This is a genomic window from Noviherbaspirillum sp. UKPF54 (assembly GCF_007874125.1).
Taxonomy (GTDB): domain Bacteria; phylum Pseudomonadota; class Gammaproteobacteria; order Burkholderiales; family Burkholderiaceae_D; genus Noviherbaspirillum.
This window is the reverse complement of sequence record NZ_CP040128.1, coordinates 2093988-2116729: the sequence shown is the minus strand read 5'-3', so window position 1 is coordinate 2116729 and position 22742 is coordinate 2093988. Positions and strand designations below refer to the sequence as shown.

Below are 22742 nucleotides of genomic sequence, written 5' to 3'. Positions count from 1 at the left end.
TCAAGCCGTACAAGCAAGACGCCCGGTACATGCCCGGGCGCCGTTCGATCTATCTGGACTGCATCAGCCTTTTGAATCCGCCTTCAGCGCCTGTTCGCTGTTCTTGCATTCATTCGCAAGCTGATGTCCCTTCTTGGAATCGAGTAATATCCCCTTCGCCGGAATACCGATCCAGACCAGCCCTTTCTTCGCATTTTCGAAACGGTTGGCACCGGTTGTAGTTGTCACGCGCATCATCTGATGCAGGCGCTTGTTCCAGCGTAGCGCAATTTGCTGGTCGTCGTTCGGACTGCGATAAATGGTCAGATTATTGCCGAGTTCGCAGTGAAATTCGACCGGCTGTAGTCCCGTAATGTCCGGTTCCTTCTCATCTTCATCGGCTGGAGCCGGTTTGGCCAGTGCCTTTTTCGCCTGCCCTTTCTTGGAAGCATGTGCTGCGGCGGAGGTGCCCTGTGCCATGGCGGGCGTTGCGGCCAATGCTGCGGCTGCCGCGCTGGCGATCAAAAGAACGAGTGTGTTTATGGCTTTCATGCAATTTCCTTTGGTGCGCGCCGGGTGTTGTTCAATTCATGTGGGCGACGCGGGTACTTCACAATAGACTCCCAGCTGATTCCGGTATCGGCATGCCGTTTGCCTTCGCGCGCTGCAATATCGTCCAGTAGTAGCGATAGCTGGCGCGGTCGTGCAGCCTGCCGTTATGCTGTATCGGGCCCCACTGCGCGGCTTGGGCCTCGGTCAGGATGCTGGCGGCTTCGCTGACTTCGGAACTGCGCGGCGAGAGTGCCTTCAGTATAGGTTTGATCTGGTCCGGATGGATACTCCACATCCGCGTGTAGGCGAATTCTGCCGCAGCGCGGGCGGCGTCGTTTGCCACCGTCGCGGGTTCCTTGATATCCGTAGTCACGTTATGCGATGGCACCTTGCCGTAGGCGTGACAGGCGGCCGAGATTTCGAGCTTCGCACGTACCACCAGCGGGTGCGTGAACTGGCCCGGCGAGCGCATCGCATTGCCCGGGACAGCGCCGTAATGCGCGGATACGAAATCCATGATGCCGAACGACAGGCATTCGACCTGCGGCAGTGCAGCAATCGAGAAAACATCGGCCAGGGCGCCATGGCTCTCGATCAGTACGTGCACCGGCAGGTCTTCCCGGCCGGCCTTTTTTGCGTGGCGATTGATAATGTCGATTGCGCGCGCGACCTCGTCGACGCTTTCTGCTTTCGGCACGGCCAGATAGGCAAGGCGTCTGGCGGCGCCCTTGCAGATAATGGAAACGTCTTTTTCGAAATGCGGATGCGTCAGGTCATGCACGCGCGCGCCGATGCGATTGAACTGGTTCGCGTCGCTGTTGACCAGCGCCGCCACCATCTCGGCGTGTGCCTTTTCGTTGCCGGCGGAAGCGCCGTCCTCGCAGTCGAGAGTGATGTCGAATACTGGGCCAAGCTCTTGTTGCAAGGCGATCGACTTATGCATCAGTTTTTCGGAACCGGCATAGTGATCACAGGCCGGAATCGAAACCGGTTTGCGGGTGCCCTGGAATAAGACCTCGGAGGGATGCATGTGCAGCGACAATCAGATGGAACAGGAGGGCAGTGTAGCAAGGGACGCGGCCCGTCCACAAGCGGCCGCGTCCCTTTTTGGTAAAGCGTCAGCCTACCAGGTGCTTCACGCCGTCACGCTCTTCCATCAGCTCTTTCAGCGTCAGGTTGATGCGCTCTTGCGAGAAGGCGTCGATTTCCAAGCCCTTGATGATCTTGTACTCGCCGTTTTCGGTGGTTACCGGGAAGCCGAACACGGTACCTTCCGGGATGCCGTAGGAGCCATCGGACGGAATGCCCATCGTGGTCCACTTGCCGTTCGTGCCGAGTACCCAGTCACGCACATGATCGATTGCCGCGTTGGCTGCCGAAGCGGCGGAGGACAGGCCGCGTGCTTCGATGATCGCCGCACCGCGCTTGCCGACGGTCGGCAGATATACGTCCTTGGTCCAGACGTCGTCGTTCACCAGTGCCTTCGCCGGCTGGCCGTCGATGGTGGCGTGGGTGAAATCGGCGTACATGGTCGGGGAGTGGTTGCCCCACACGCACAGCTTTTCGATCGAGGTGATCGGCTTGCCAACCTTTTGTGCCAGTTGGGTCAGTGCGCGGTTGTGGTCCAGGCGCAGCATCGCGGTAAAGTTCTTGGCCGGCAGATTCGGAGCGGACTTCATTGCAATATAGGCATTGGTGTTGGCCGGATTGCCGACCACCAACACCTTGACGTTGCGCGAAGCGACGGCGTCGAGGGCCTTGCCCTGCACTGTGAAGATTTGTGCATTTGCTTCGAGCAGGTCCTTGCGTTCCATGCCTGGGCCGCGCGGGCGTGCGCCGACCAGCAGGGCGACGTCGGCGTCCTTGAATGCGGTCATCGGGTCGCTATGCGCGGTCATGCCAGCCAGCAGCGGGAATGCGCAATCGTCGATCTCCATCATCACGCCCTTGAGCGCCTTTTGGGCCTTTTCATCGGGGATTTCGAGCAATTGCAGGATAACCGGCTGATCTTTGCCCAGCATGTCGCCGTTAGCGATGCGGAACAGCAGGGAATAGCCGATTTGGCCGGCGGCGCCGGTGACGGCAACGCGCATAGGGGCTTTAGCCATGATGAATCTCCAAAGTGGGAATGAAAACGGTGTCTGGAATTTTGTGAGAAATCCAGCAAGCCTGTAATAATACCGTTGAAAACCTACCAAGTCACAGCCGTGTCCTCGTCAAGACCGGCCATTGTGCATAGCAATAAATTATCGCTTTTCACCCGGCTTGCAACATGTAAATATCGCCAGCGAGTGTAGGACGACATGGTGCCTCTGTCAACGGCTATCTTATATCTTATATAAGACATATTACTTAGCACTTTTTTCTAGACGGCAATGGGTGTTTTGTGGTGAAATCCACGCCTATGAGCTCCATCCCTCCCAATCCGATTGTCAACGGCGTTCCTGCCGCAGGGGCGGGGGCATCTGCTTCTGGGGTTTCTCCAACCTTCAGTCCCCTCTACCAGCAAATCAAGGCGCTCATTACGCAAAGCCTGCAGTCCGGCGAATGGAAGCCGGGCGAGTTGATTCCCAGCGAGGTCGAGTTGGCCAATCGCTTCAAGGTCAGTCAGGGCACCGTGCGCAAGGCAATCGACGAGCTCGCCGCGGAAAATCTGGTAGTGCGCAGGCAGGGGAAGGGGACTTTCGTCGCGACGCATCATGAAGATCGCGCGCAATTCCGATTTCTGCGGTTGATGCCGGATGCCGGCGACCCGCACAGTGCCGACAACAAGATCCTGGAAGTCAAGAGACTGCGGGCGCCTGCAGAAGTTGCGCGCCTACTGGATATCAAGTCCGGCGATTCCGTTGTTTTCATCAAGCGCGTCCAATCGTTCGACGGCGAGCCTATCATCGTCGAGGAGCTCTGGCTGCCTGGGGCGATATTCAAGGGGCTGACCGCCGAGCGGTTGGTCGAATACAAGGGGCCGATGTACGGCTTGTTTGAGACCGAATTCGGTACGCGCATGATTCGTGCGACCGAGAAAATCCGCGCGGTCAGCGCCGACGAGGCGACGTCCGAATTGTTGCAGGTTGCGGTGCATACCCCTTTGTTGAGCGTGGAGCGCGTCTCCTTTACCTATGGTGACAAACCGGTGGAGGTGCGGCGCGGATTGTATTTGACGGATCATCATCACTATCAAAACGAGCTGAGCTGATGTTCCGGGCAATGGTCGATGCAATCAGGGATTTTACTGATTGACGAAAAGATATATTGCCAGAGGGAAGAATACCTATTGGTGTGCTGCACAAAATAGGCGAAAATTACGGGATTATTAAGCACTGGGAGGTCTTGTATGTCCGAAGCCGTAAAGAAGAGTCGGCGGCAATTCAATGTAATGAGTTTTGCTCAAACCGTTCATTACCGGTTGCCACTGGCGGGGATTGTCTCCATTCTGCACCGTATCAGCGGCATGCTGATATTCTTGCTGTTGCCCTTCATCTTGTACCTGTTGGACAAGAGCCTCACTTCCGAAATTTCGTTCGAATACTTCAAGGGTTACGTCTCCCATCCGCTGGTTAAGCTCGCGGTCCTGGCGTTGTCCTGGGCGTATCTGCATCACTTCTGCGCCGGTGTGCGTCACCTGCTGATGGATCTGCACATGGGTCTGGACAAGAACAGCGCGCGCAAGTCTTCCGTCGCCGTCTTCGCCGTCAGCCTGCCGCTGGCCGCACTGGTTGCATTGAAACTGTTCGGAGCATTCTAAACATGGCAAACAACAATATTGGACCGAAGCGCCTGGTCGTCGGTGCGCATTACGGATTGAGGGATTGGCTCGCGCAGCGCGTGACCGCAATCGTCATGGCGTTGTATACCATCATCCTGCTGTTATCTTTCCTGGCTGGTTCGAATTTCAGCTATGAGGGCTGGGCGGGTCTATTCGCACGGCAGTGGTTCAAGATCGCCACCTTCGTCGCCCTCCTGTCGCTGTTCTATCACGCCTGGGTCGGCATGCGTGACGTCTGGATGGATTACGTCACCAAATCCGTCGCACTGCGACTCGTATTCCAAGTTGCCACACTCCTGTGGCTGGTCGGTTGCGCTGGCTGGGCCGCGCAGATTATCTGGAGAGTGTAATCGTGGCAGCAATCAAACAATCTATTCCTGTTCGTCGTTTTGATGCAGTGATCGTCGGCGCCGGCGGTTCCGGTATGCGTGCTTCGCTGCAGTTGGCTGAAGCCGGCCTGAATGTCGCCGTCTTGTCGAAGGTGTTCCCGACCCGCTCGCACACCGTTGCGGCGCAGGGTGGCATCGGCGCATCGCTCGGCAACATGTCCGAGGACAACTGGTACTGGCACATGTTCGACACCGTCAAGGGGGGCGACTATCTGGGTGACCAGGATGCGATCGAATTCATGTGCCGTGAGGCTCCCAAGGTCGTGTACGAGTTGGAGCACTTCGGCATGCCGTTCGACCGCAATCCGGATGGCACGATTTACCAGCGTCCGTTCGGCGGACACACCGCCAACTTCGGCGAAAAGCCGGTGCAACGCGCTTGCGCCGCCGCCGACCGTACCGGCCACGCGCTGCTGCACACGCTGTATCAGCGTAACGTGCGCGCCAAGACCCATTTCTTCGTAGAGTGGATGGCAATCGACCTGGTTCGTGACCAAGATGGCGATGTGCTGGGCGTAGTCGCGCTGGAAATGGAAACCGGCGATGTGATGATTCTCGAAGCCAAGACGACGCTGTTCGCAACCGGCGGTGCGGGCCGTATCTTTGCCGCTTCGACCAACGCCTTCATCAATACCGGCGATGGTATGGGCATGGCGGCGCGTTCCGGCCTGCCGCTGCAGGACATGGAATTCTGGCAGTTCCACCCGACCGGCGTGTCCGGTGCGGGCGTGCTGATTACCGAAGGTGTGCGCGGCGAGGGCGGTATCCTGATCAATGCCAATGGCGAGCGCTTCATGGAGCGTTATGCGCCGACCCTGAAGGATCTGGCGCCGCGTGACTTCGTGTCGCGTTCGATGGACCAGGAAATCAAGGAAGGTCGCGGCTGCGGCCCGAACAAGGACCACGTGCTGCTGGATCTGCGCCACATCGGCGCCGATACCATCAAGAAGCGCCTGCCGTCGATTCTGGAAATCGGCCACAAGTTCGCCAACGTCGATGCGACCAAGGAGCCAATCCCGGTCGTGCCGACCATTCACTACCAGATGGGCGGTATCCCGACCAACATCAACGGCCAGGTCGTGGCACCGAAGAACGGCAACCCGCGCGAAGTCGTCAATGGCATGTACGCAATCGGCGAATGCGCTTGCGTCTCGGTGCATGGCGCCAATCGCCTTGGCACCAATTCGCTGCTCGACCTGGTGGTGTTCGGCCGCGCCGCCGGCAATCACATCGTTGCGCAGAACCTGAAGCAGAAGGAACACAAGCCGCTGCCGGCGGACGCTGCCGATCTCGCTTTGTCGCGCCTGGCGCGTCTGGAAAGCAGCACCGGTTCCGAGCGCGTGCAGGATGTTGCGAACGCAATTCGTTCGACGATGCAGCAGTACTGCGGCGTGTTCCGTACCGACGAACTGCTGGAAACCGGCTACAAGAAAATCATGGAGCTGGACGAGCGTCGCAAGCATGTCGCGTTCAAGGACAAGTCGAAGGTATTCAACACGGCGCGTGTCGAAGCGCTGGAGCTCGATAACCTGATTGAGACCGCCAAGGCGACCATTACATCCGCAGTTGCTCGCAAGGAATCGCGTGGCGCCCATGCGCATCGCGACTACGAGAAGCGCGACGACGTCAATTGGATGAAGCATACGCTGTGGTTCTCCGAAGGCAATCGCCTTGAATACAAGCCGGTCAACACCAAGCCGCTGACCGTGGAAACCTTCCAGCCTAAAGCACGTACTTTCTAAGGTAAGAACATGGCACGTACTCTTAAATTCCAAATCTACCGTTACGATCCGGACAAGGACGAAAAGCCGTACATGCAGGATCTGACGGTGACCCTGCAGGACACCGACAAGATGCTGCTGGATGCCCTGCAGCGCATCAAGGCTGACGTGGACGACTCGCTGGCGCTGCGCCGCTCCTGCCGCGAAGGCGTGTGCGGTTCGGATGCGATGAACATCAACGGCAAGAACGGCCTGGCCTGCACCACCAACCTGAACGAGCTGACCGAACCGATCGTCCTGCGCCCGTTGCCCGGCTTGCCGGTGATCCGCGATCTGATCGTGGATATGACGCAGTTCTTCAAGCAATACCATTCGATCAAGCCGTACCTGATCAACGATACGATTCCTCCAGAGAAAGAGCGTCTGCAGTCGCCAGAGGAGCGCGAAGAGCTCGACGGTCTGTATGAGTGTATCCTGTGCGCTTGCTGCTCGACGTCCTGCCCGTCGTTCTGGTGGAATCCGGACAAGTTCGTCGGGCCGGCGGGCCTGCTGCAGGCATACCGCTTCATTGCCGACAGCCGCGATCAGGCTACTAACGAGCGTCTGGATAACCTGGAAGATCCATACCGCCTGTTCCGTTGCCACACGATCATGAACTGCGTCGACGTTTGCCCGAAGGGGTTGAACCCGACGCGTGCGATCGGCAAGATCAAGGAGCTGATGGTGCGCCGTACGGTGTAAGTTCCATGCAAGGGCGGAAGAGGATACTGCTTCCGCCTTATTCCATTTGCCTTCGTTTACATGAGGGCAAACGAAATAAAGCGAATGAGGATTTATGTCTATTACCCATCAGACAGACCCGGTCAAACGCGCTCGCTTGCGTTGGCGCGCCCGTCGCGGTCTGCTCGAGAACGATCTGATCGTGACGCGTTTTCTCGACGCGCACGAAGCCAGTTTGACCGATGAAGAGGTTGACGCGTTTTCGCGTTTGATGGAACTGGCGGATAACGAATTGATGGATTTGCTTCTGGCACGCAAGGAGCCAAGCGGTGAGGTGGACTTGCCTCATGTTCACACGCTGCTGGCAAAACTGCGCACTGCATGAAACAGATGCCATCATCGGGTTTTTGTTTTTCGTTTTTTTTAACTATCGACTCACCCCTCCTCATTTGAAGGAAGAGCCATGACCAATTCTGAAACCAAAGCAACCCTGTCGTTCTCCGACGGTTCCCCGTCGCTGGACCTTCCTATTTACAAGGGCACCGTCGGCCCTGACGTTATCGACATTCGCAAGCTGTACGGCGCGACCGGCAAGTTCACCTACGACCCGGGTTTCATGTCGACCGCAGCCTGCAATTCGTCGATCACCTATATCGACGGCGACAAGGGTGAGTTGCTGTACCGTGGTTACCCGATCGAGCAACTCGCAGTCAACTGCGACTTCCTGGAAACCTGCTATCTGCTGCTGAACGGCGAGTTGCCGAACGCAGCGCAAAAGCAGAAATTCGTCAGCACCGTCACCAATCACACGATGGTGCACGAGCAGATGCAATTTTTCTTCCGCGGCTTCCGCCGCGACGCGCACCCGATGTCGGTGCTGGTCGGTACCGTCGGCGCCTTGTCGTCGTTCTATCACGATTCACTCGACATCAATGATCCGCATCACCGCGAAGTGTCGGCGATCCGTCTGATCGCCAAGCTGCCGACCCTAGTGGCGATGTCCTACAAGTATTCCGTCGGCCAGCCTTTCGTCTATCCGCGCAACGATCTGTCCTACAGCGCGAACTTCATGCGCATGATGTTCTCCACGCCGTGCGCCGAGTACAAGGTCAATGACGTGCTGGTGCGCGCGCTCGACCGTATCCTGATCCTGCATGCCGATCACGAGCAGAACGCATCGACCTCGACCGTGCGTCTGGCTGGCTCCTCCGGTGCTAACCCGTTCGCCTGTATCGCCGCCGGCATCGCATGCCTGTGGGGACCGGCACACGGCGGCGCGAACGAGGCCGCGCTGAACATGCTGGAAGACATTCAGAAGCAGGGCGGCGTCGAGCGCATCGGCGAGTTCATCGCCAAGGTCAAGGACAAGAACTCGAACGTCAAACTGATGGGCTTCGGGCATCGCGTGTACAAGAACTACGATCCGCGCGCCAAGCTGATGCGCGAAACTTGCTACGAAGTGCTGAACGAACTCGGCCTGCACGACGATCCGCTGTTCAAGCTGGCGATGGCGCTGGAAAAGATCGCGCTGGAAGACGATTACTTCGTACAGCGCAAGCTCTACCCGAACGTCGACTTCTACTCCGGCATCGTGCAGCGCGCGCTGGGCATCCCGGTTTCGCTGTTCACTGGTATCTTCGCAATGGCCCGCACCGTCGGCTGGATCGCGCAGTGGAACGAGATGATCTCGGATCCGGAGCAGAAGATCGGCCGCCCGCGCCAACTGTTCGTCGGCTCGCCCAAGCGCGATGTCCCGGCAATGGACAAGCGCGGCTAATCGCCTGGCGGTGGCAAAGTATTGCCCGAAAAAAAGCGAGCCCCGGCGGCTCGCTTTTTTCTTGGTGCAAATAATTATGCTATGCTAGCGAATCCAGAAATTGGTAACACCTCAGGTCACGTAGCCCTTCCCCCCACAACTTGATGTGCAATCCGCTAATCGGTCAGGCCGTGTCGCGGAAGGTTAAATTAACCCGCTAATCTCGCGAAACGCGAAGAAAGGTGAGCAAGATGATGCAGCAGTACTTCTCCAACTCTTATCTGTTTGGAGGCAACGCGCCGTACGTTGAAGAACTGTACGAGGCGTACCTCAACAACCCTGGCTCCGTGCCTGACAACTGGCGCGCGTATTTCGACGCCATGCAGCATGTGCCCGCCGTCGATGGCTCGAACAAGCCGGATGTCGCGCATGCACCGGTGATCGCCTCCTTCGCCGAACGCGCCAAGCAAGGACCGATCCGCACCGTGACCGCGACGGCCGACGTTGAAATGGGCCGCAAGCGTGTCGCCGCGACCCAACTGATCGCAGCCTACCGCTTCCTTGGCAACCGCTGGGCGAACCTCGACCCGCTGCAGCGCCAGGAACGTCCGAATATCCCCGAACTGGAGCCGAGTTTCTACGGTTTTGCCGATGCCGACATGGATATCGTGTTTAACATTAGCAACACGTATTTTGGCCCGGAAACCGCTTCGCTGCGCGACTTGCTGCAATCCCTGCGTGATACGTACTGCCGTTCGATCGGCGCCGAGTTCATGTACATGAGCGACCCGGCGCAGAAACGCTGGATGCAGGAGCGACTTGAGTCGGTACGCTCCACCCCGAATTTCACCGCCGAGAAGAAGAAGCACATTCTCGATCGACTGACTGCGGCAGAAGGCCTTGAGCGCTACCTGCATACCCGTTACGTCGGCCAGAAGCGCTTCTCGCTGGAAGGCGGCGAGAGCTTCATCGCCTCCCTGGATGAAGCCATCCAGCGCGCGGGTGAGAAGGGCGTTCAGGAAATCGTAATCGGCATGGCGCACCGCGGTCGTCTGAACGTGCTGGTAAACACTCTCGGCAAGATGCCGCAGGATCTGTTCGCTGAATTCGAAGGCCGTCATGCCGACGATCTGCCGGCAGGCGACGTGAAATACCACCAAGGCTTCTCGTCCGACATCTCCACCCCGGCCGGTCCGATTCACCTGTCGCTCGCATTCAATCCGTCGCACCTCGAAATCGTCAATCCGGTCGTCGAAGGTTCGGTCAAGGCACGTATGGAACGCCGCGGCGACAAGGATGGCTCGCAGGTCATGCCGATCCTGGTGCACGGCGATGCCGCATTCGCCGGTCAGGGCGTCGTGATGGAAACCCTGAACCTCGCGCAGACCCGCGGCTACGGCACCGGCGGCACAGTTCACATCGTGATCAACAACCAGATTGGTTTCACCACTTCCGACCCGCGCGATACGCGTTCGACGCTGTACTGCTCCGACGTCGTGAAGATGATCGAAGCGCCGGTGCTGCACGTCAACGGCGACGATCCGGAAGCCGTCGTGCTGGCAACGCAGATCGCGCTCGATTTCCGCCTCGAGTTCAAGAAGGACGTGGTCGTCGACATCATCTGCTTCCGCAAGCTTGGCCACAACGAGCAGGATACGCCGGCGCTGACGCAGCCGCTGATGTACAAGAAGATCGGCCAGCATCCGGGTACGCGCAAGCTGTACGCGGACAAGCTTTCTGCCCAAGGCACCATTGCTGCTGATGCCGGCGACGCAATGGTCAAGGCTTATCGCGACGCGATGGATGCAGGCAAGCACACGGTCGATCCAGTCATCTCCAACTTCAAGAGCAAGTACGCAGTCGACTGGATGCCGTTCCTTAACCGCAAGTGGACCGATGCAGCCGACACCGCCGTGCCGATGGCGGAACTGAAGCGTCTCGCATCGCGCATCACGAGCGTTCCGGAAAACTTCAAGTTGCATCCGCTGGTCGAGAAGGTTCTCGCCGACCGTGCCACCATGGGCCAAGGAGACATGAATCTCGACTGGGGCATGGGCGAGCATCTCGCTTACGCATCGCTGGTAGCATCCGGTTATGCCGTGCGCCTGACCGGTCAGGATGCCGGCCGCGGTACCTTCGTGCACCGCCATGCCGTGCTGCATGACCAGAAGCGCGAGCGTTGGGATGCCGGCACTTATATCCCGCTGCAGAACGTGTCTGAAAACCAGGCGCCGTTTACCGTCATCGACTCTGTGCTGTCCGAAGAAGCGGTACTCGGCTTCGAATACGGCTATTCGACCGCAGAACCGAACACGCTGACGATCTGGGAAGCGCAGTTCGGCGACTTCGCCAACGGTGCGCAGGTCGTGATCGACCAGTTCATCAGCTCCGGCGAAGTGAAGTGGGGGCGCGCATCGGGCTTGGTGATGATGCTGCCGCACGGTTATGAAGGCCAGGGCCCGGAACACTCGTCCGCGCGCCTCGAACGCTATCTGCAGCTATGCGCCGACAACAATATGCAAGTGGTGCAGCCGACCACGGCTGCGCAGATTTTCCACCTGCTGCGCCGCCAGATGATCCGCCTGTTCCGCAAGCCGCTGGTTATCGCCACGCCGAAATCGCTGCTACGTAACAAGGATGCCGGCTCGCCGCTGTCCGAACTGGCGAAGGGCTCGTTCCAGACCGTGATCGGCGAAGTGGACGAGAAGATCGATCCGAAGAAGGTCAAGCGCGTGCTGGCGTGCTCCGGCAAGGTTTACTACGACCTGGTCAACGCCCGCAAGGAGCGCGGCGCATCGGATGTGGCGATCATCCGCGTCGAGCAGCTGTACCCGTTCCCGCACAAGGCGTTCAACGCTGAATTGCGCAAGTTCCCGAACCTCGCGGAGCTGGTATGGGCGCAGGACGAGCCGCAGAACCAGGGACCGTGGTTCCAGATCCAGCACAACATCTTCGAAAACCTCGAAGATGGCCAGAAGCTCGCCTACGCCGGCCGTCCGGCCAGCGCATCGCCTGCTGTCGGTTACTACGACAAGCACTATGCGCAGCAGAAGGCATTGATCGACACCGCGTTTTCGAAGCTCAAGGGCTTCGTGCTGACTAAGTAAAGACCCGACGGCGCGTTAGAAGCTGGCGCGCCGAACGAACAACCCGAAACGGAGAGTTACATGGCAATTCTTGAAGTGAAAGTTCCGCAACTGTCGGAATCCGTCGCCGAAGCGACCCTGCTGCAATGGCACAAGAAAGTGGGCGAAGCGGTCGCCCGTGATGAAAACCTGATCGACATCGAAACCGATAAAGTCGTGCTTGAGCTGCCTGCGCCGGACGCCGGCGTGATCGTCGAAGTCATCAAGGGTGACGGCAGCACCGTCGTCGCCGGCGAAGTGATCGCCAAGATCGACACCGAAGCCAAGGCAGGCGCCGTGGCAGCGCCCGCAGCCGCTGCAGCACCGGCTTCGGCCGCTGCGCCGGCCGTGGCAGCAGCGGCTGCTCCGGCAGCGAGCGCGGCAGGGATTGCGATGCCCGCCGCCGCCAAGATGTTGGCCGACAATAACATGTCCGCTGGCCAAGTCGCCGGCACTGGCAAGGATGGCCGTGTCACCAAGGGCGATGTGATTACTGCGCTGGACAAGAAGCCTGCTCCTGCCGCTGCGCCGGCACCGGCCGCTGCCAAACCCGCGCTGCAACAGGTCGCCGCTCCGGTCGGCCTTAACCTAGCCAACCGTCCGGAAGAGCGCGTGCCGATGAGCCGTCTGCGCGCCCGTATCGCCGAGCGCCTGCTGCAGTCGCAATCGACCAACGCCATCCTCACCACGTTCAATGAAGTGAACATGCTGCCGGTGATGGACCTGCGCAACAAGTACAAGGACAAGTTCGAGAAGGAGCACGGCGTCAAGCTGGGCTTCATGTCCTTCTTCGTCAAGGCTGCCGTCGCGGCACTGAAGAAGTATCCGATCCTGAACGCATCGGTTGACGGCAACGACATCGTCTACCACGGCTACTTCGACATCGGTATCGCGGTCGGTTCGCCGCGCGGCCTGGTTGTGCCGATCCTGCGTGACGTCGACCAGATGACGATCGCGGAAATCGAGAAGAAGATCGCCGAGTTCGGCGTCAAGGCCAAGGACGGCAAGCTCACGCTGGACGAGCTGACCGGCGGCACGTTCTCGATCTCCAATGGCGGCGTGTTCGGCTCCATGCTGTCCACCCCGATCATCAACCCGCCGCAATCCGCCATCCTCGGCGTGCACGCGACCAAGGATCGTGCCGTCGTTGAAAACGGCCAGATCGTGATTCGCCCGATGAACTACCTGGCGATGTCCTACGACCACCGCATCATCGACGGCCGCGAAGCTGTGCTCGGCTTGGTCGCGATGAAGGAAGCGCTGGAAGATCCGGCACGTCTGCTGCTGGACCTGTAATCATTCACGCGTAGCGGCCACGGAGCAGCGATCCTGTTCCGTGGTCGCAGTCCATCCTGCGAAAAAAGGTTAAGAACATGGCAAAGAATTTCGATGTGGTTGTCATCGGCGGCGGTCCCGGTGGCTATATTGCGGCGATCCGCGCCGCGCAACTGGGCTTTTCCACTGCATGTATCGACGAGTGGAAGAACGAGAAGAACGGTCCCGCTCCGGGCGGCACCTGCACCAACGTCGGCTGCATTCCGTCCAAGGCGCTGCTGCAATCGTCCGAGCATTATGAGCATGCAGGGCACGCATTTGCCGATCACGGGATCGAGGTCAAGGGCCTGACGATGAATGTCGGCCAGATGATTGCTCGTAAGAATACGATCGTCAAGCAGAACAACGACGGTATCCTGTACCTGTTCAAGAAGAACAAGGTCACGTTCTTCCACGGTCGCGGTTCGTTCGTGAAGGGCGATGCAAACGGCTATGAAATCAAGGTGGCCGGCGCGTCCGAAGAAACGATCACCGGCAAGCAGATCATCGTGGCGACCGGCTCCAATCCCCGCGCGTTGCCGAATGCGCCGTTCGACGAAAAATTAATTCTCTCCAATACCGGTGCTCTGGCAATCGATGCAGTGCCGAAAAAGCTTGGTGTCATCGGCGCCGGCGTGATCGGCCTGGAAATGGGCAGCGTATGGCGCCGTCTCGGCGCGGAAGTCTCTGTGCTGGAAGCGCTGCCGGCGTTCCTCGGCGCAGTTGACGAGCAAATCGCGAAAGAAGCTCACAAGCTGTTCGCCAAGCAAGGGCTGGCCATCAGCCTCGGCGTGAAGATCGGCGCTATTGCCGCAGGCAAGAAGGATGTCACGGTTGAATACACCGACGACAAGGGCAATGCGCAAAAGGCGGTGTTCGACAAGCTGATCGTGTCGATCGGCCGCGTGCCGAACACGATCGGCCTGAATGCGGAAGGCGTCGGCCTGAAGCTCGATGAGCGCGGTTTCATCGCAGTCGACGGCGATTGCAAGACTAACCTTCCGAACGTATGGGCGGTGGGCGACGTAGTGCGCGGCCCGATGCTGGCTCATAAGGCGGAAGAAGAAGGCGTGGCGGTCGCGGAGCGCATTGCGGGCCAGCACGGTCATGTGAACTTCAATACAATTCCATGGGTCATATATACATCGCCGGAAATTGCATGGGTCGGCAAGACCGAGCAGCAGTTGAAGGCGGAAGGCGTGGCTTACAAGGCCGGCACCTTCCCGTTCATGGCCAATGGCCGTGCCCGTGCACTCGGCGATACCAACGGCATGGTGAAGTTCCTGGCCGATGCCAAGACTGACGAAATCCTCGGCGTTCATATCATCGGACCGATGGCCTCCGAGCTGATTTCGGAAGCGGTGGTGGCAATGGAGTTCCGTGCATCGTCGGAAGACATTGCGCGTATCTGCCATGCGCACCCGTCGTTGTCGGAAGCGACCAAGGAAGCTGCGCTGGCGGTCGACAAGCGTTCGCTCAACTTCTGAGGAGTATGGCATGCGTCATCTGATCCTGTTACTGACGATGACGCTTGCGGCGTGCGCGACCACAGGATCGGGCGGACACGGCCTGTCGGTGGAGACTGTCTCCCACGGGCAGGCCGTGGTGACCGGCGCCAATTGCACGGTCAGTACCGGCGGCGCGAGCTGGAATGTCATCACGCCCGCCACGGTACCGATCGAAAGTGCAGGCGGAGACTTGCGTGTAGTGTGCAGCAAGCCCGGCTATCGCACCTCTGAACTGATCGTCAAGCCATCGAGCCCGGTCGGATCGAGCATGGGTGTCGGTGTCGGAGGCGGTAGCGGCAATGTCGGTGTCGGAGTCGGGCTTAACTTCCCGATCAGGATGGGCGGTGGCGGCTATCCCTCACGCGTGACGGTCGAATTAAATCCGCAATGAGCTGGGCGGACCTGAAGGGCGCAAAACGGGCATAATTCAAGGATTGCCCGGAGCTAATTCTACGAATCAATCATGTTGGGCGAGCTTGTCTCGCCCATTTTTTCGTGCCGGCTGGGCGTGGCTCTAGTCAATGGCAGGAACGGGTGAAACAAGAGATATGAATGTCAGGGAGTTCTACGAACATGCGCTGGCGCAGCGTGGCTATCAGGCCGATGAGGCGCAGCGGCGCGCGATTGACCGCCTGCAGCAGGCATATGATGACTGGGTTGCATACAAGTCGCATCGCGCCAGCAGACTGAAGCGCCTGATCAGCCGACCAGACGTGCCGCGCGGCGTCTATATGTGGGGTGGTGTGGGCCGCGGCAAGTCGTTTTTGATGGACAGCTTTTTCTCGGCTGTACCCGTGGTACGCAAGACCCGGCTGCATTTCCACGAATTCATGCGCGGCGTGCACCGGCAACTGGACGATCTCAAGGGCGTCGCCGACCCGCTCAATGAAGTGGCCAAGCGTATCGCCAAGAAATACCGGCTGATCTGCTTTGACGAGTTTCACGTGTCGGATATCGCCGACGCCATGATCTTGTACAACCTGTTGAAGGCCCTGTTCGAAAACGGCGTGTCATTCGTCATGACGTCGAACTATGTGCCCGACGCGCTGTATCCGGACGGCCTGCACCGCGACCGGATTCTTCCAGCCATCGGGCTTCTCAAGGGACAGCTCGACGTGTTGAACGTGGACGCGGGCATGGATTACCGCAAGCGGGCGCTCGAGCAGGTCGAGGCGTACCATACGCCGCTGGGCGCGGAGGCGGATCAAGCCTTGCGCAATGCGTTTTCGCGCATCGCGGAATCTGCCGACGAAGATCCGCGCATCCATATCGAGAAGCGCGAGATCCGCTCGCTGCGCCGCGCCGGCGGCGTGATCTGGTTCGATTTTCATACATTGTGTGGCGGGCCCCGTTCGCAAAACGATTATCTCGAGATCTCCAGCCAGTTTCATACGGTGATTCTGTCCGGGGTGCCGCGCATGTCCGCTGCCATGTCGTCCGAGGCGCGGCGCTTTACCTGGCTGATCGACGTCTTGTACGACCATAAGGTGAAGCTGCTGATGTCAGCTGAGGTAGAGCCGCATGAGCTTTATACGGAAGGCATGTTGTCCAATGAATTCCATCGCACGGTGTCGCGCATTATCGAAATGCAGTCGTCCGAGTACATGGAGAGCGAACGGCGCGATGTCGCCGGCGCTATTGCGTAGGAGGTGATATGACTTCAGCCCAGCGAAAGAAAGCCGGCACATGCCGTCTGTGGTTTGCCGTTTTTTCAGCCGCGCTGCTTGTGCAAGATGTCTCGGCACAGCCCACCGAGGGGGAAAGTGCCGTGGCGCGTTATCCTGCCGGTTCCATCCAGTCCGTCGAGGCGGCCGAGCAAGCGCTGGCGGATGTGGGCAAGGAACGAGCGGAGGTCGAACAACGCTTCGTGGTGGAGAAAAATGCATGCCTGTCGCGTTTTTTCGCGTCTTCCTGCGAGGGAGATGCCAAAGAGCGGCGTCGGGCGGCGCTTGAGCAGCTGAAGGCGGTGGAAGTCGAGGCGAACGCATTCAAGCGCCGCGAACGCGTTGCCGAGCGCGACCGGGCGCTGGAAGAGCAGCGCGCACAGGAGGAGAAGGACAGGCAGGACCGCATGCGTCAGCAGAATGAACGCGTGTCGCAGCCGCGACAGCAAGGCGCACCGCAAAGGAGTGCAGAGGAAGCCGCGCAGGCTGAAGCGAAGTCGTCGGAGCGCCAGGCGCGACACCAGGAAAAGCTCCAGCGCATCGAAGCCGAAGAGGCCGCCAAGGCGCCGGAGCGCGCAAAGAATATCTCCGCGTATCAGAAAAAGGTGCAGGCCGCCCAAGCCCGCCAGCAGGAAATCGAAAGAAAGAAGGCGGAAAAAGAACGGGAGGCACAGCAGCGCGCTACGCCGCCCACAAGCCAGTAACAAGATGACGGAAGCGCGGCGATCAGCCGCGCCTCTTTGACGTTTTGTTCCGTGCCAGCCCTATACGGCGCGGCGCATTTTCTGCGCAGTGTAGGACTTGACTTCCTTCGGCTGTTCGACGAATTTCACGATGGCCAGCGTGCAATTGTCGCCGGAGGCACCAGCTGCGCGCTCGCGCGCCTTGGCGATCAACATTTCAGATGCCTGACGCGGCGAATTCATCGCGATCGCGGCGCCCAGTTCGATTTCCGAAAAATAGTGCCAAAGCCCGTCGGTGCAGAGCAGGAAGGAATCGCCGGCGCGAATTCCGGCATGGCGTCCCAGCGTGACTTCTGGCGGAGTTTCGCCGGCGCCGAGCGCGCTGACGAGGACGTTGGACAGATGATGGTTTTGCGCCTCTTCGCGCGGCACCTTGCCGGCTTTGACCAGGCGTTCCACATATGAATGATCGATGGTACGTTCGGCAAAGTTCGGACCGGAGAATCGATATAGCCGCGAGTCGCCGACGTGCGCCCAGAATGCCGTCCGTTCAGGAGTCACGACCAGAATGACAATCGTGCTGTGCGGTTCCTTTTCCGACGAGATGGCCGTCAACCTGATGACGGTATGCGCTTCCTGCGCAATGGCGACCAGCATTTTTTCGATATCGTCGGTCTGCGGCGAAAACAGGTCGAATGCATGTTTGGCTGTGCGGATGACTTGTTCCGCCGCGAGCGCGCCGCCGCTTAATCCACCCATTCCGTCCGCTATGACTGCCATGACATGGCCGGGCGCGCGCGGCGCCGCAAACAGGGCGACGCGGTCCTGTTGCTCCTTACGGTCGCCGATATGTTGACCTGTACCGGCTTCGATCTTGTATTGGCTCATAGGACCGGGTAGATTAAACTGCTTGACTACGAGAAATTATTGCACGCGAAAAAAACATCTGCGTATTTTTCAGCCTTTGTTACATTTCTTCATGATGACCATGGGGCATTCCTGTCTTCAGGCGCTTGGATGCAACAAGGTTGTCCGCTCTTGCATAATCTTGTCTTCCAGTTAGCGCCTAGTTGTTTTACGGCATTGAAATTGTCCTGACGCGCTAGCCGGGCACGCTATTCACTCTTACAATATACTTCATAGCATTCGTCAGAACAGGCCATGATCCCATCCGAAGATATACAGCGTCGAATTATCGAGCTGGAAGTTGAGCATCGTGATCTGGATGCCGTCATCGAGCTGTTGAACCGCGATGGCAGGCATGACGAGCTTCAGTTGCGTCGCCTGAAAAAACGCAAGCTCCAGCTGAAGGATCATATCACCTTGCTGAAAATGCAACTTGTTCCCGATATTCCCGCTTAATCTTTTTGGGCACGGGTAATGGCATTGCCCAACTCGCTCCACTTTGACAGAAAATTCCGATTCATCGCCCGTCGCGGGCGAACATGACGCCGATATCGAGCAGCTGTTTGATGCGTCGGGCTTATTGAGCCAGGCGGTCGCCGGCTTTCGGCCGCGCCAGTCGCAAACCGAAATGGCCAAGGCCATCGCGCAAGCCGTTGCACAACGCCAGACACTGATCGCCGAAGCCGGCACCGGTACCGGCAAGACTTTCGCCTACCTGGTCCCGGCTCTGCTATGGGGCGGCAAGGTCATCCTGTCCACCGGCACCAAGAACCTGCAGGACCAGCTTTATCTGCGCGACATCCCGACCGTGCGCAAGGCGCTCGGTGCGCCGGTCTCGGTCGCCTTGCTGAAAGGAAGGGCCAATTATGTCTGCCATTTTCACCTCGAGCGCACGCTGCAGAATGGCCGCCTGACTTCGCGCGAGGATGTCGGCTATCTGCGCGAAATCTCGCGCTTCATCAAGACCACGACATCGGGCGACAAGGCCGAACTGTCGAAAGTGCCGGAATCGGCGCCGGTCTGGAACTTGGTGACGTCGACCCGCGATACCTGTCTTGGCGCCGAGTGCCAGTATTATCAGGACTGCTTTGTCATGAAGGCGCGCAAGGAGGCGCAGCAGGCTGACGTGGTGGTCGTCAACCATCATCTCTTTTTTGCCGATGTCGCGTTGAAGGATACCGGGGTTGCCGAGTTGCTGCCGTCGGCGAACACCATCATCTTCGACGAAGCACATCAGTTGCCGGAAACGGCAACGCTGTTTTTCGGCGACACCGTGTCGACGTCGCAGGTGCTGGAGCTGTGCCGAGATACGCTTGCCGAGGGGCTGGCACACGCGCGCGACGGCGCCGAGTGGGCGAAGGTGGTGGCGCCGGTGGAGCGCGCCGCGCGCGACCTGAGGCTGGCATTTCCCCAGGATGTGGTGCGCCTGGCGATCAATCAGATCGCGCCTTCCAGTGCATTCTTCCCCGCGCTCGAAACCTTGAAGGAGGAATTGCAGGGCATGACTGCGATTCTGGAAAACCAGGCGGAGCGAGCGGAAACGATCGAGCAGTGCCGCGCGCGCGCGGTCGAACTCGCTACCCGGCTGGAGCGCTGGAATGCGCCGGCACAAGGGGGCAGCGACACTGCTGCGGACGAGCAGGAGCGTGTCCTCTGGGTGGAAGCGTTTTCATCCTCCCTGCAGCTGCACCAGACCCCCTTGTCGATTGCGCCGATTTTCAGCAAGCAGCGCGAAGGATCGCCGCGCGCCTGGATATTCACGTCGGCCACGCTCGCCGTGAAGAACGACTTCAATCACTATGCTTCGCAAATGGGGCTATGGAATGAGACGGCGCAGTCCTGGCCGAGCCCGTTCGACTACGGCCGCCAAGGCCTCTTGTACGTGCCGGAAAACCTGCCGCAGCCGAATTCATTCGAATATACCGACGCTGTCATCGATGCCGCGCTGCCGATGATCGAGGCGGCCGGCGGGCGAACATTCCTGCTCTGCACAACGATACGCGCGGTGAATCGCGCGGCCGAGCGCTTGCGGGAAGAGTTCGGAAAGCGCAACCTGCCGTTTCCGTTGATGGTGCAGGGCGAGGCCGGGCGTACCGAGCTGCTGGAGCGCTTTCGCGCTGCGGGAAATGCGGTGCTGATCGGCAGCCAGAGCTTCTGGGAAGGCGTAGACGTGCGCGGCGACGCGCTGTCGCTCGTGATCATCGACAAGCTTCCTTTCGCGCCGCCGGACGACCCGGTGCTGGCGGCTCGCATCGAGGCGCTCGAGCGGAAGGGCTTGAACGGGTTTGTGCATCACCAGCTGCCGGAGACTATCATCAATCTGAAGCAGGGCGCCGGGCGCCTGATCCGCGACGAAACCGACCGTGGAGTGTTGATGATCTGCGATCCGCGCCTGATTTCAAAGCCATACGGCCGCCGCATCTGGCAAAGTCTGCCGCCTTTCAAACGTACCCGTGACGCCGCCGTGGCGCGTGCCTTCTTCGAACCCGAACAGGGCGCTGGCGAACGGCAGGTGTGACGCGGCGCCTGCCAGGCCTGGGGGTGTCAAAACTGCACGGTTACCCGCTATACTTTCATTGGCGTAATGTCTGCGTCCGGCAGTCGGACGCTTGTGACGTCGTTTCGCGTTGGCCTTGGAAGAGATTACATGTCCGAACCCGCTATTTCACTCGTACCGGTGCGCATGGGCGACATTGCCATCGGCAAGCCATTGCCGAGAGCTATCTATGACGGGCAAGGCAATCTGCTGCTCGCGTCCGGCTGCGTGATCGAGAGTCGCAGCCAGCTCGACGGCCTGATCCACCATGGCTTCATCAAGGACTACGGCTGGGAACAGGGGGCGCCGCTGGCCCGTCCGAAAGAGGGCCTGTTGGTCAAGGCGGCGCGCAAGCCGGTGGATACGCCGCCACCGGAAGATGCGAACGGCAGCAAGGAAGTCGTCGTCGCCATGGATGACGTGCGCTGGCACGTTGGCGAAACGCTTTACCTGCAGCAGGTGGATAACACAAGCACGCGTTACTCGGTCCAGCTGATCGGTTTTGTGAAGAACAAGTCGATATTCGTCACGTCGCCGGCGGTCGACGGCAAGCTTGAATTCGTGCGCGACGGGCAGACCTTCGTGGTGAGGGCCTTCTCGGGCAAGAAGGCCTATGCGTTCGTCGCTGCAGCGCTGAAGTCGGTGCACGTCCCGCACCCCTATCTGCATCTGTCATATCCGAAAGAACTGCGATGCACAGTCGTGCGGCGCGGCGTGCGGGTTCAGGTAAAACTGGCCGCGGTGCTTTCATTGGGGCAGCCGGCGCGCGATGCGGAGTTGATCCTGACAGATATTAGCGTCGGTGGTGCATCCGCCGTCAGCAAACAGGTATTGGGTAACAAGGGGGAGGAGGGCCTGATCAGGCTTAAGGTGTGCGCGGCCGACCAGGATGAAACGTTGACTCTCAAGGTCGCGTTAAGGTCGGTCACGCCAGCGGAAAGCGGTGAAGGATATCGGCATGGAATCGAGTTTCTGGACGTGGCTAGCCACGACAGCCTGATTCTTTCCGCCTTCGTGCATCAGACTCTCGCCGAAGGCCTCTAGCGCCTCAGAATCTTCTTGCCGGCCGATGTCCCGCAGCCGGTTGCGGGACATCGCGCAGAATGTCGCGGAATTGATACCCCGATTACCTTTGCGGCTGGATCACGACTTTTCCGGTGACCTTGCGGGCGGCCATGTCGTTCAGCGCCTGTGCCGTATTGGCAAGGGCGTAACGTCCGGAGATATGCGGCTTGATTTTTCCCTCCGCCATCCAGCCCATCAATTCGCGCATGGCGGCCTGGTTCGCTTTCGGCTCGCGCTTGGCGAACTCGCCCCAGAACACGCCAACCAGCGATGCGCCCTTCAGCAGCGGCAGGTTGAGTGGCAGCTTCGGGATTTCGCCGTTGGCAAAACCAATCACCAGGTAACGCCCGCGCCACGCTATCGAGCGGAATGCCGGTTCCGCATAGACGCCGCCGACCGGATCGTAGATCACGTCCGGTCCCTTGCCGTCGGTCGCAGCCTTGATCGCCTCGCGCAGGTCCTCGGTGGTGTAATTGATTGTCGCATCCGCGCCATGCGCCTTGCAGATTGCGAGTTTTTCATCGGTGGAAGCCGCGGCGATTACGCGCGCACCGAGCGCCTTGCCGATTTCGATGGCGGCCAGACCGACACCGCCGGCCGCACCCAGGACCAGCATGGTTTCGCCTGCCTTGAGTTGCGCCCGATCGACCACGGCGTGGTGCGACGTGCCGTAGGTAAGCGTGACTGCTGCGGCTGTATCGAAATCGAGGCCGGGAGGCATGGGCATGACCATCGCGGCGGGCGCGACGATCTGCTGCGCGAATGCGCCCTGACTCACGAACGCGAGCACCTTGTCGCCCGGCTTGGTATGGCTGACGCCGTCGCCGACGGCGCGAACGATGCCGGCAAGCTCGCTGCCAGGGGTGAAGGGAAGTTCCGGCTTGAATTGGTATTTGCCCTGGATGATCAATACATCAGGAAAGTTGACGCCGGCAGCTTGCACATCGATCACGACTTGGCCGGGGCCGGGCACCAGGTCTGGCAGATCCTCCACAACCAAGGTTTCGGGTAATCCCCAGGATTTGCAGAGGATAGCTTTCATGTTGTCTCCTTCTTCT

21 protein-coding genes are annotated in these 22742 nt (G+C 59.4%); 16 read left to right on the top strand and 5 right to left on the bottom strand.

Annotation, left to right across the window (positions count from 1 at the left end; genetic code table 11):
- Positions 1–63: 63 nt before the first annotated feature.
- From FAY22_RS09775 to FAY22_RS09765, 3 genes are all read right to left on the bottom strand, one after another.
- Positions 64–531, bottom strand: a complete 468-nt coding sequence (locus tag FAY22_RS09775) for a hypothetical protein (protein WP_146330026.1) — start codon at positions 529–531, stop codon at positions 64–66.
- A 58-nt stretch (positions 532–589) separates the two neighbouring features.
- Complete coding sequence (locus tag FAY22_RS09770) at positions 590–1561, bottom strand: CoA ester lyase (protein WP_146330025.1); 972 nt, start codon at positions 1559–1561, stop codon at positions 590–592.
- Between the two features lie 88 nt (positions 1562–1649).
- On the bottom strand, positions 1650–2639 hold the full coding sequence (locus FAY22_RS09765; RefSeq protein WP_146330024.1) for a malate dehydrogenase: 990 nt from the start codon (positions 2637–2639) through the stop codon (positions 1650–1652).
- A 296-nt stretch (positions 2640–2935) separates the two neighbouring features.
- Between FAY22_RS09765 and FAY22_RS09760 the strand changes: the two genes are divergently transcribed.
- From FAY22_RS09760 to FAY22_RS09700, 13 genes are all read left to right on the top strand, one after another.
- Complete coding sequence (locus tag FAY22_RS09760) at positions 2936–3727, top strand: GntR family transcriptional regulator (protein ID WP_146330023.1); 792 nt, start codon at positions 2936–2938, stop codon at positions 3725–3727.
- Between the two features lie 138 nt (positions 3728–3865).
- On the top strand, positions 3866–4276 hold the full coding sequence (gene sdhC, locus FAY22_RS09755; protein ID WP_146330022.1) for a succinate dehydrogenase, cytochrome b556 subunit: 411 nt from the start codon (positions 3866–3868) through the stop codon (positions 4274–4276).
- Positions 4277–4278: 2 nt separating this feature from the next.
- Positions 4279–4647, top strand: coding sequence for a succinate dehydrogenase, hydrophobic membrane anchor protein (gene sdhD, locus FAY22_RS09750; RefSeq protein WP_146330021.1), 369 nt, complete (start codon positions 4279–4281; stop codon positions 4645–4647).
- A gap of 2 nt (positions 4648–4649) precedes the next feature.
- The gene (gene sdhA / locus FAY22_RS09745; protein ID WP_146330020.1) at positions 4650–6428 is read left to right on the top strand and encodes a succinate dehydrogenase flavoprotein subunit; all 1779 of its coding nucleotides are present in this window, start codon (positions 4650–4652) and stop codon (positions 6426–6428) included.
- 9 nt (positions 6429–6437) lie between these two features.
- Complete coding sequence (locus FAY22_RS09740; RefSeq protein ID WP_040041134.1) at positions 6438–7148, top strand: succinate dehydrogenase iron-sulfur subunit; 711 nt, start codon at positions 6438–6440, stop codon at positions 7146–7148.
- A gap of 94 nt (positions 7149–7242) precedes the next feature.
- Positions 7243–7512 carry a succinate dehydrogenase assembly factor 2 gene (locus tag FAY22_RS09735; protein ID WP_146330019.1) on the top strand — a complete coding sequence of 90 codons (270 nt, stop codon included), beginning with the start codon at positions 7243–7245 and terminating at the stop codon, positions 7510–7512.
- Positions 7513–7590: 78 nt separating this feature from the next.
- Positions 7591–8904 carry a citrate synthase gene (gltA, locus tag FAY22_RS09730; protein WP_146330018.1) on the top strand — a complete coding sequence of 438 codons (1314 nt, stop codon included), beginning with the start codon at positions 7591–7593 and terminating at the stop codon, positions 8902–8904.
- Between the two features lie 230 nt (positions 8905–9134).
- Entirely contained in the window at positions 9135–11990 is a 2856-nt protein-coding gene (locus tag FAY22_RS09725; RefSeq protein ID WP_146333397.1) for a 2-oxoglutarate dehydrogenase E1 component, read from the top strand.
- Positions 11991–12050: 60 nt separating this feature from the next.
- Positions 12051–13304 (top strand): 2-oxoglutarate dehydrogenase complex dihydrolipoyllysine-residue succinyltransferase, encoded by a 1254-nt coding sequence (gene odhB / locus FAY22_RS09720; protein ID WP_146330017.1) that lies wholly within the window; start codon positions 12051–12053, stop codon positions 13302–13304.
- A gap of 77 nt (positions 13305–13381) precedes the next feature.
- Positions 13382–14809, top strand: coding sequence for a dihydrolipoyl dehydrogenase (lpdA, locus tag FAY22_RS09715; protein ID WP_146330016.1), 1428 nt, complete (start codon positions 13382–13384; stop codon positions 14807–14809).
- 10 nt (positions 14810–14819) lie between these two features.
- Complete coding sequence (locus tag FAY22_RS09710; protein ID WP_146330015.1) at positions 14820–15221, top strand: hypothetical protein; 402 nt, start codon at positions 14820–14822, stop codon at positions 15219–15221.
- A gap of 157 nt (positions 15222–15378) precedes the next feature.
- Entirely contained in the window at positions 15379–16476 is a 1098-nt protein-coding gene (gene zapE / locus FAY22_RS09705; protein WP_146330014.1) for a cell division protein ZapE, read from the top strand.
- Between the two features lie 122 nt (positions 16477–16598).
- Positions 16599–17198: a hypothetical protein gene (locus tag FAY22_RS09700; RefSeq protein WP_146330013.1), complete on the top strand. Its 600-nt coding sequence runs from the start codon at positions 16599–16601 to the stop codon at positions 17196–17198.
- A 60-nt stretch (positions 17199–17258) separates the two neighbouring features.
- Here the strand turns inward: FAY22_RS09700 and FAY22_RS09695 are convergent, their stop codons facing one another.
- Positions 17259–18065 carry a PP2C family serine/threonine-protein phosphatase gene (locus FAY22_RS09695; RefSeq protein ID WP_146330012.1) on the bottom strand — a complete coding sequence of 269 codons (807 nt, stop codon included), beginning with the start codon at positions 18063–18065 and terminating at the stop codon, positions 17259–17261.
- 273 nt (positions 18066–18338) lie between these two features.
- Here FAY22_RS09695 and FAY22_RS09690 point away from each other — a divergent pair, with 273 nt between their 5' ends.
- The 3 genes from FAY22_RS09690 (at position 18339) to FAY22_RS09680 (ending at position 21663) form a co-directional block, all read left to right on the top strand.
- The gene (locus FAY22_RS09690; RefSeq protein ID WP_040041125.1) at positions 18339–18539 is read left to right on the top strand and encodes a YdcH family protein; all 201 of its coding nucleotides are present in this window, start codon (positions 18339–18341) and stop codon (positions 18537–18539) included.
- A 172-nt stretch (positions 18540–18711) separates the two neighbouring features.
- Complete coding sequence (locus FAY22_RS09685) at positions 18712–20601, top strand: ATP-dependent DNA helicase (protein WP_246860746.1); 1890 nt, start codon at positions 18712–18714, stop codon at positions 20599–20601.
- 129 nt (positions 20602–20730) lie between these two features.
- Positions 20731–21663 carry a flagellar brake protein gene (locus FAY22_RS09680; RefSeq protein WP_168204814.1) on the top strand — a complete coding sequence of 311 codons (933 nt, stop codon included), beginning with the start codon at positions 20731–20733 and terminating at the stop codon, positions 21661–21663.
- Between the two features lie 82 nt (positions 21664–21745).
- On the opposite strand, the gene FAY22_RS09675 is transcribed toward FAY22_RS09680, so the two are convergent.
- Positions 21746–22726 (bottom strand): NADPH:quinone oxidoreductase family protein, encoded by a 981-nt coding sequence (locus FAY22_RS09675; RefSeq protein WP_146330009.1) that lies wholly within the window; start codon positions 22724–22726, stop codon positions 21746–21748.
- Between the last annotated feature and the right edge of the window lie 16 nt (positions 22727–22742).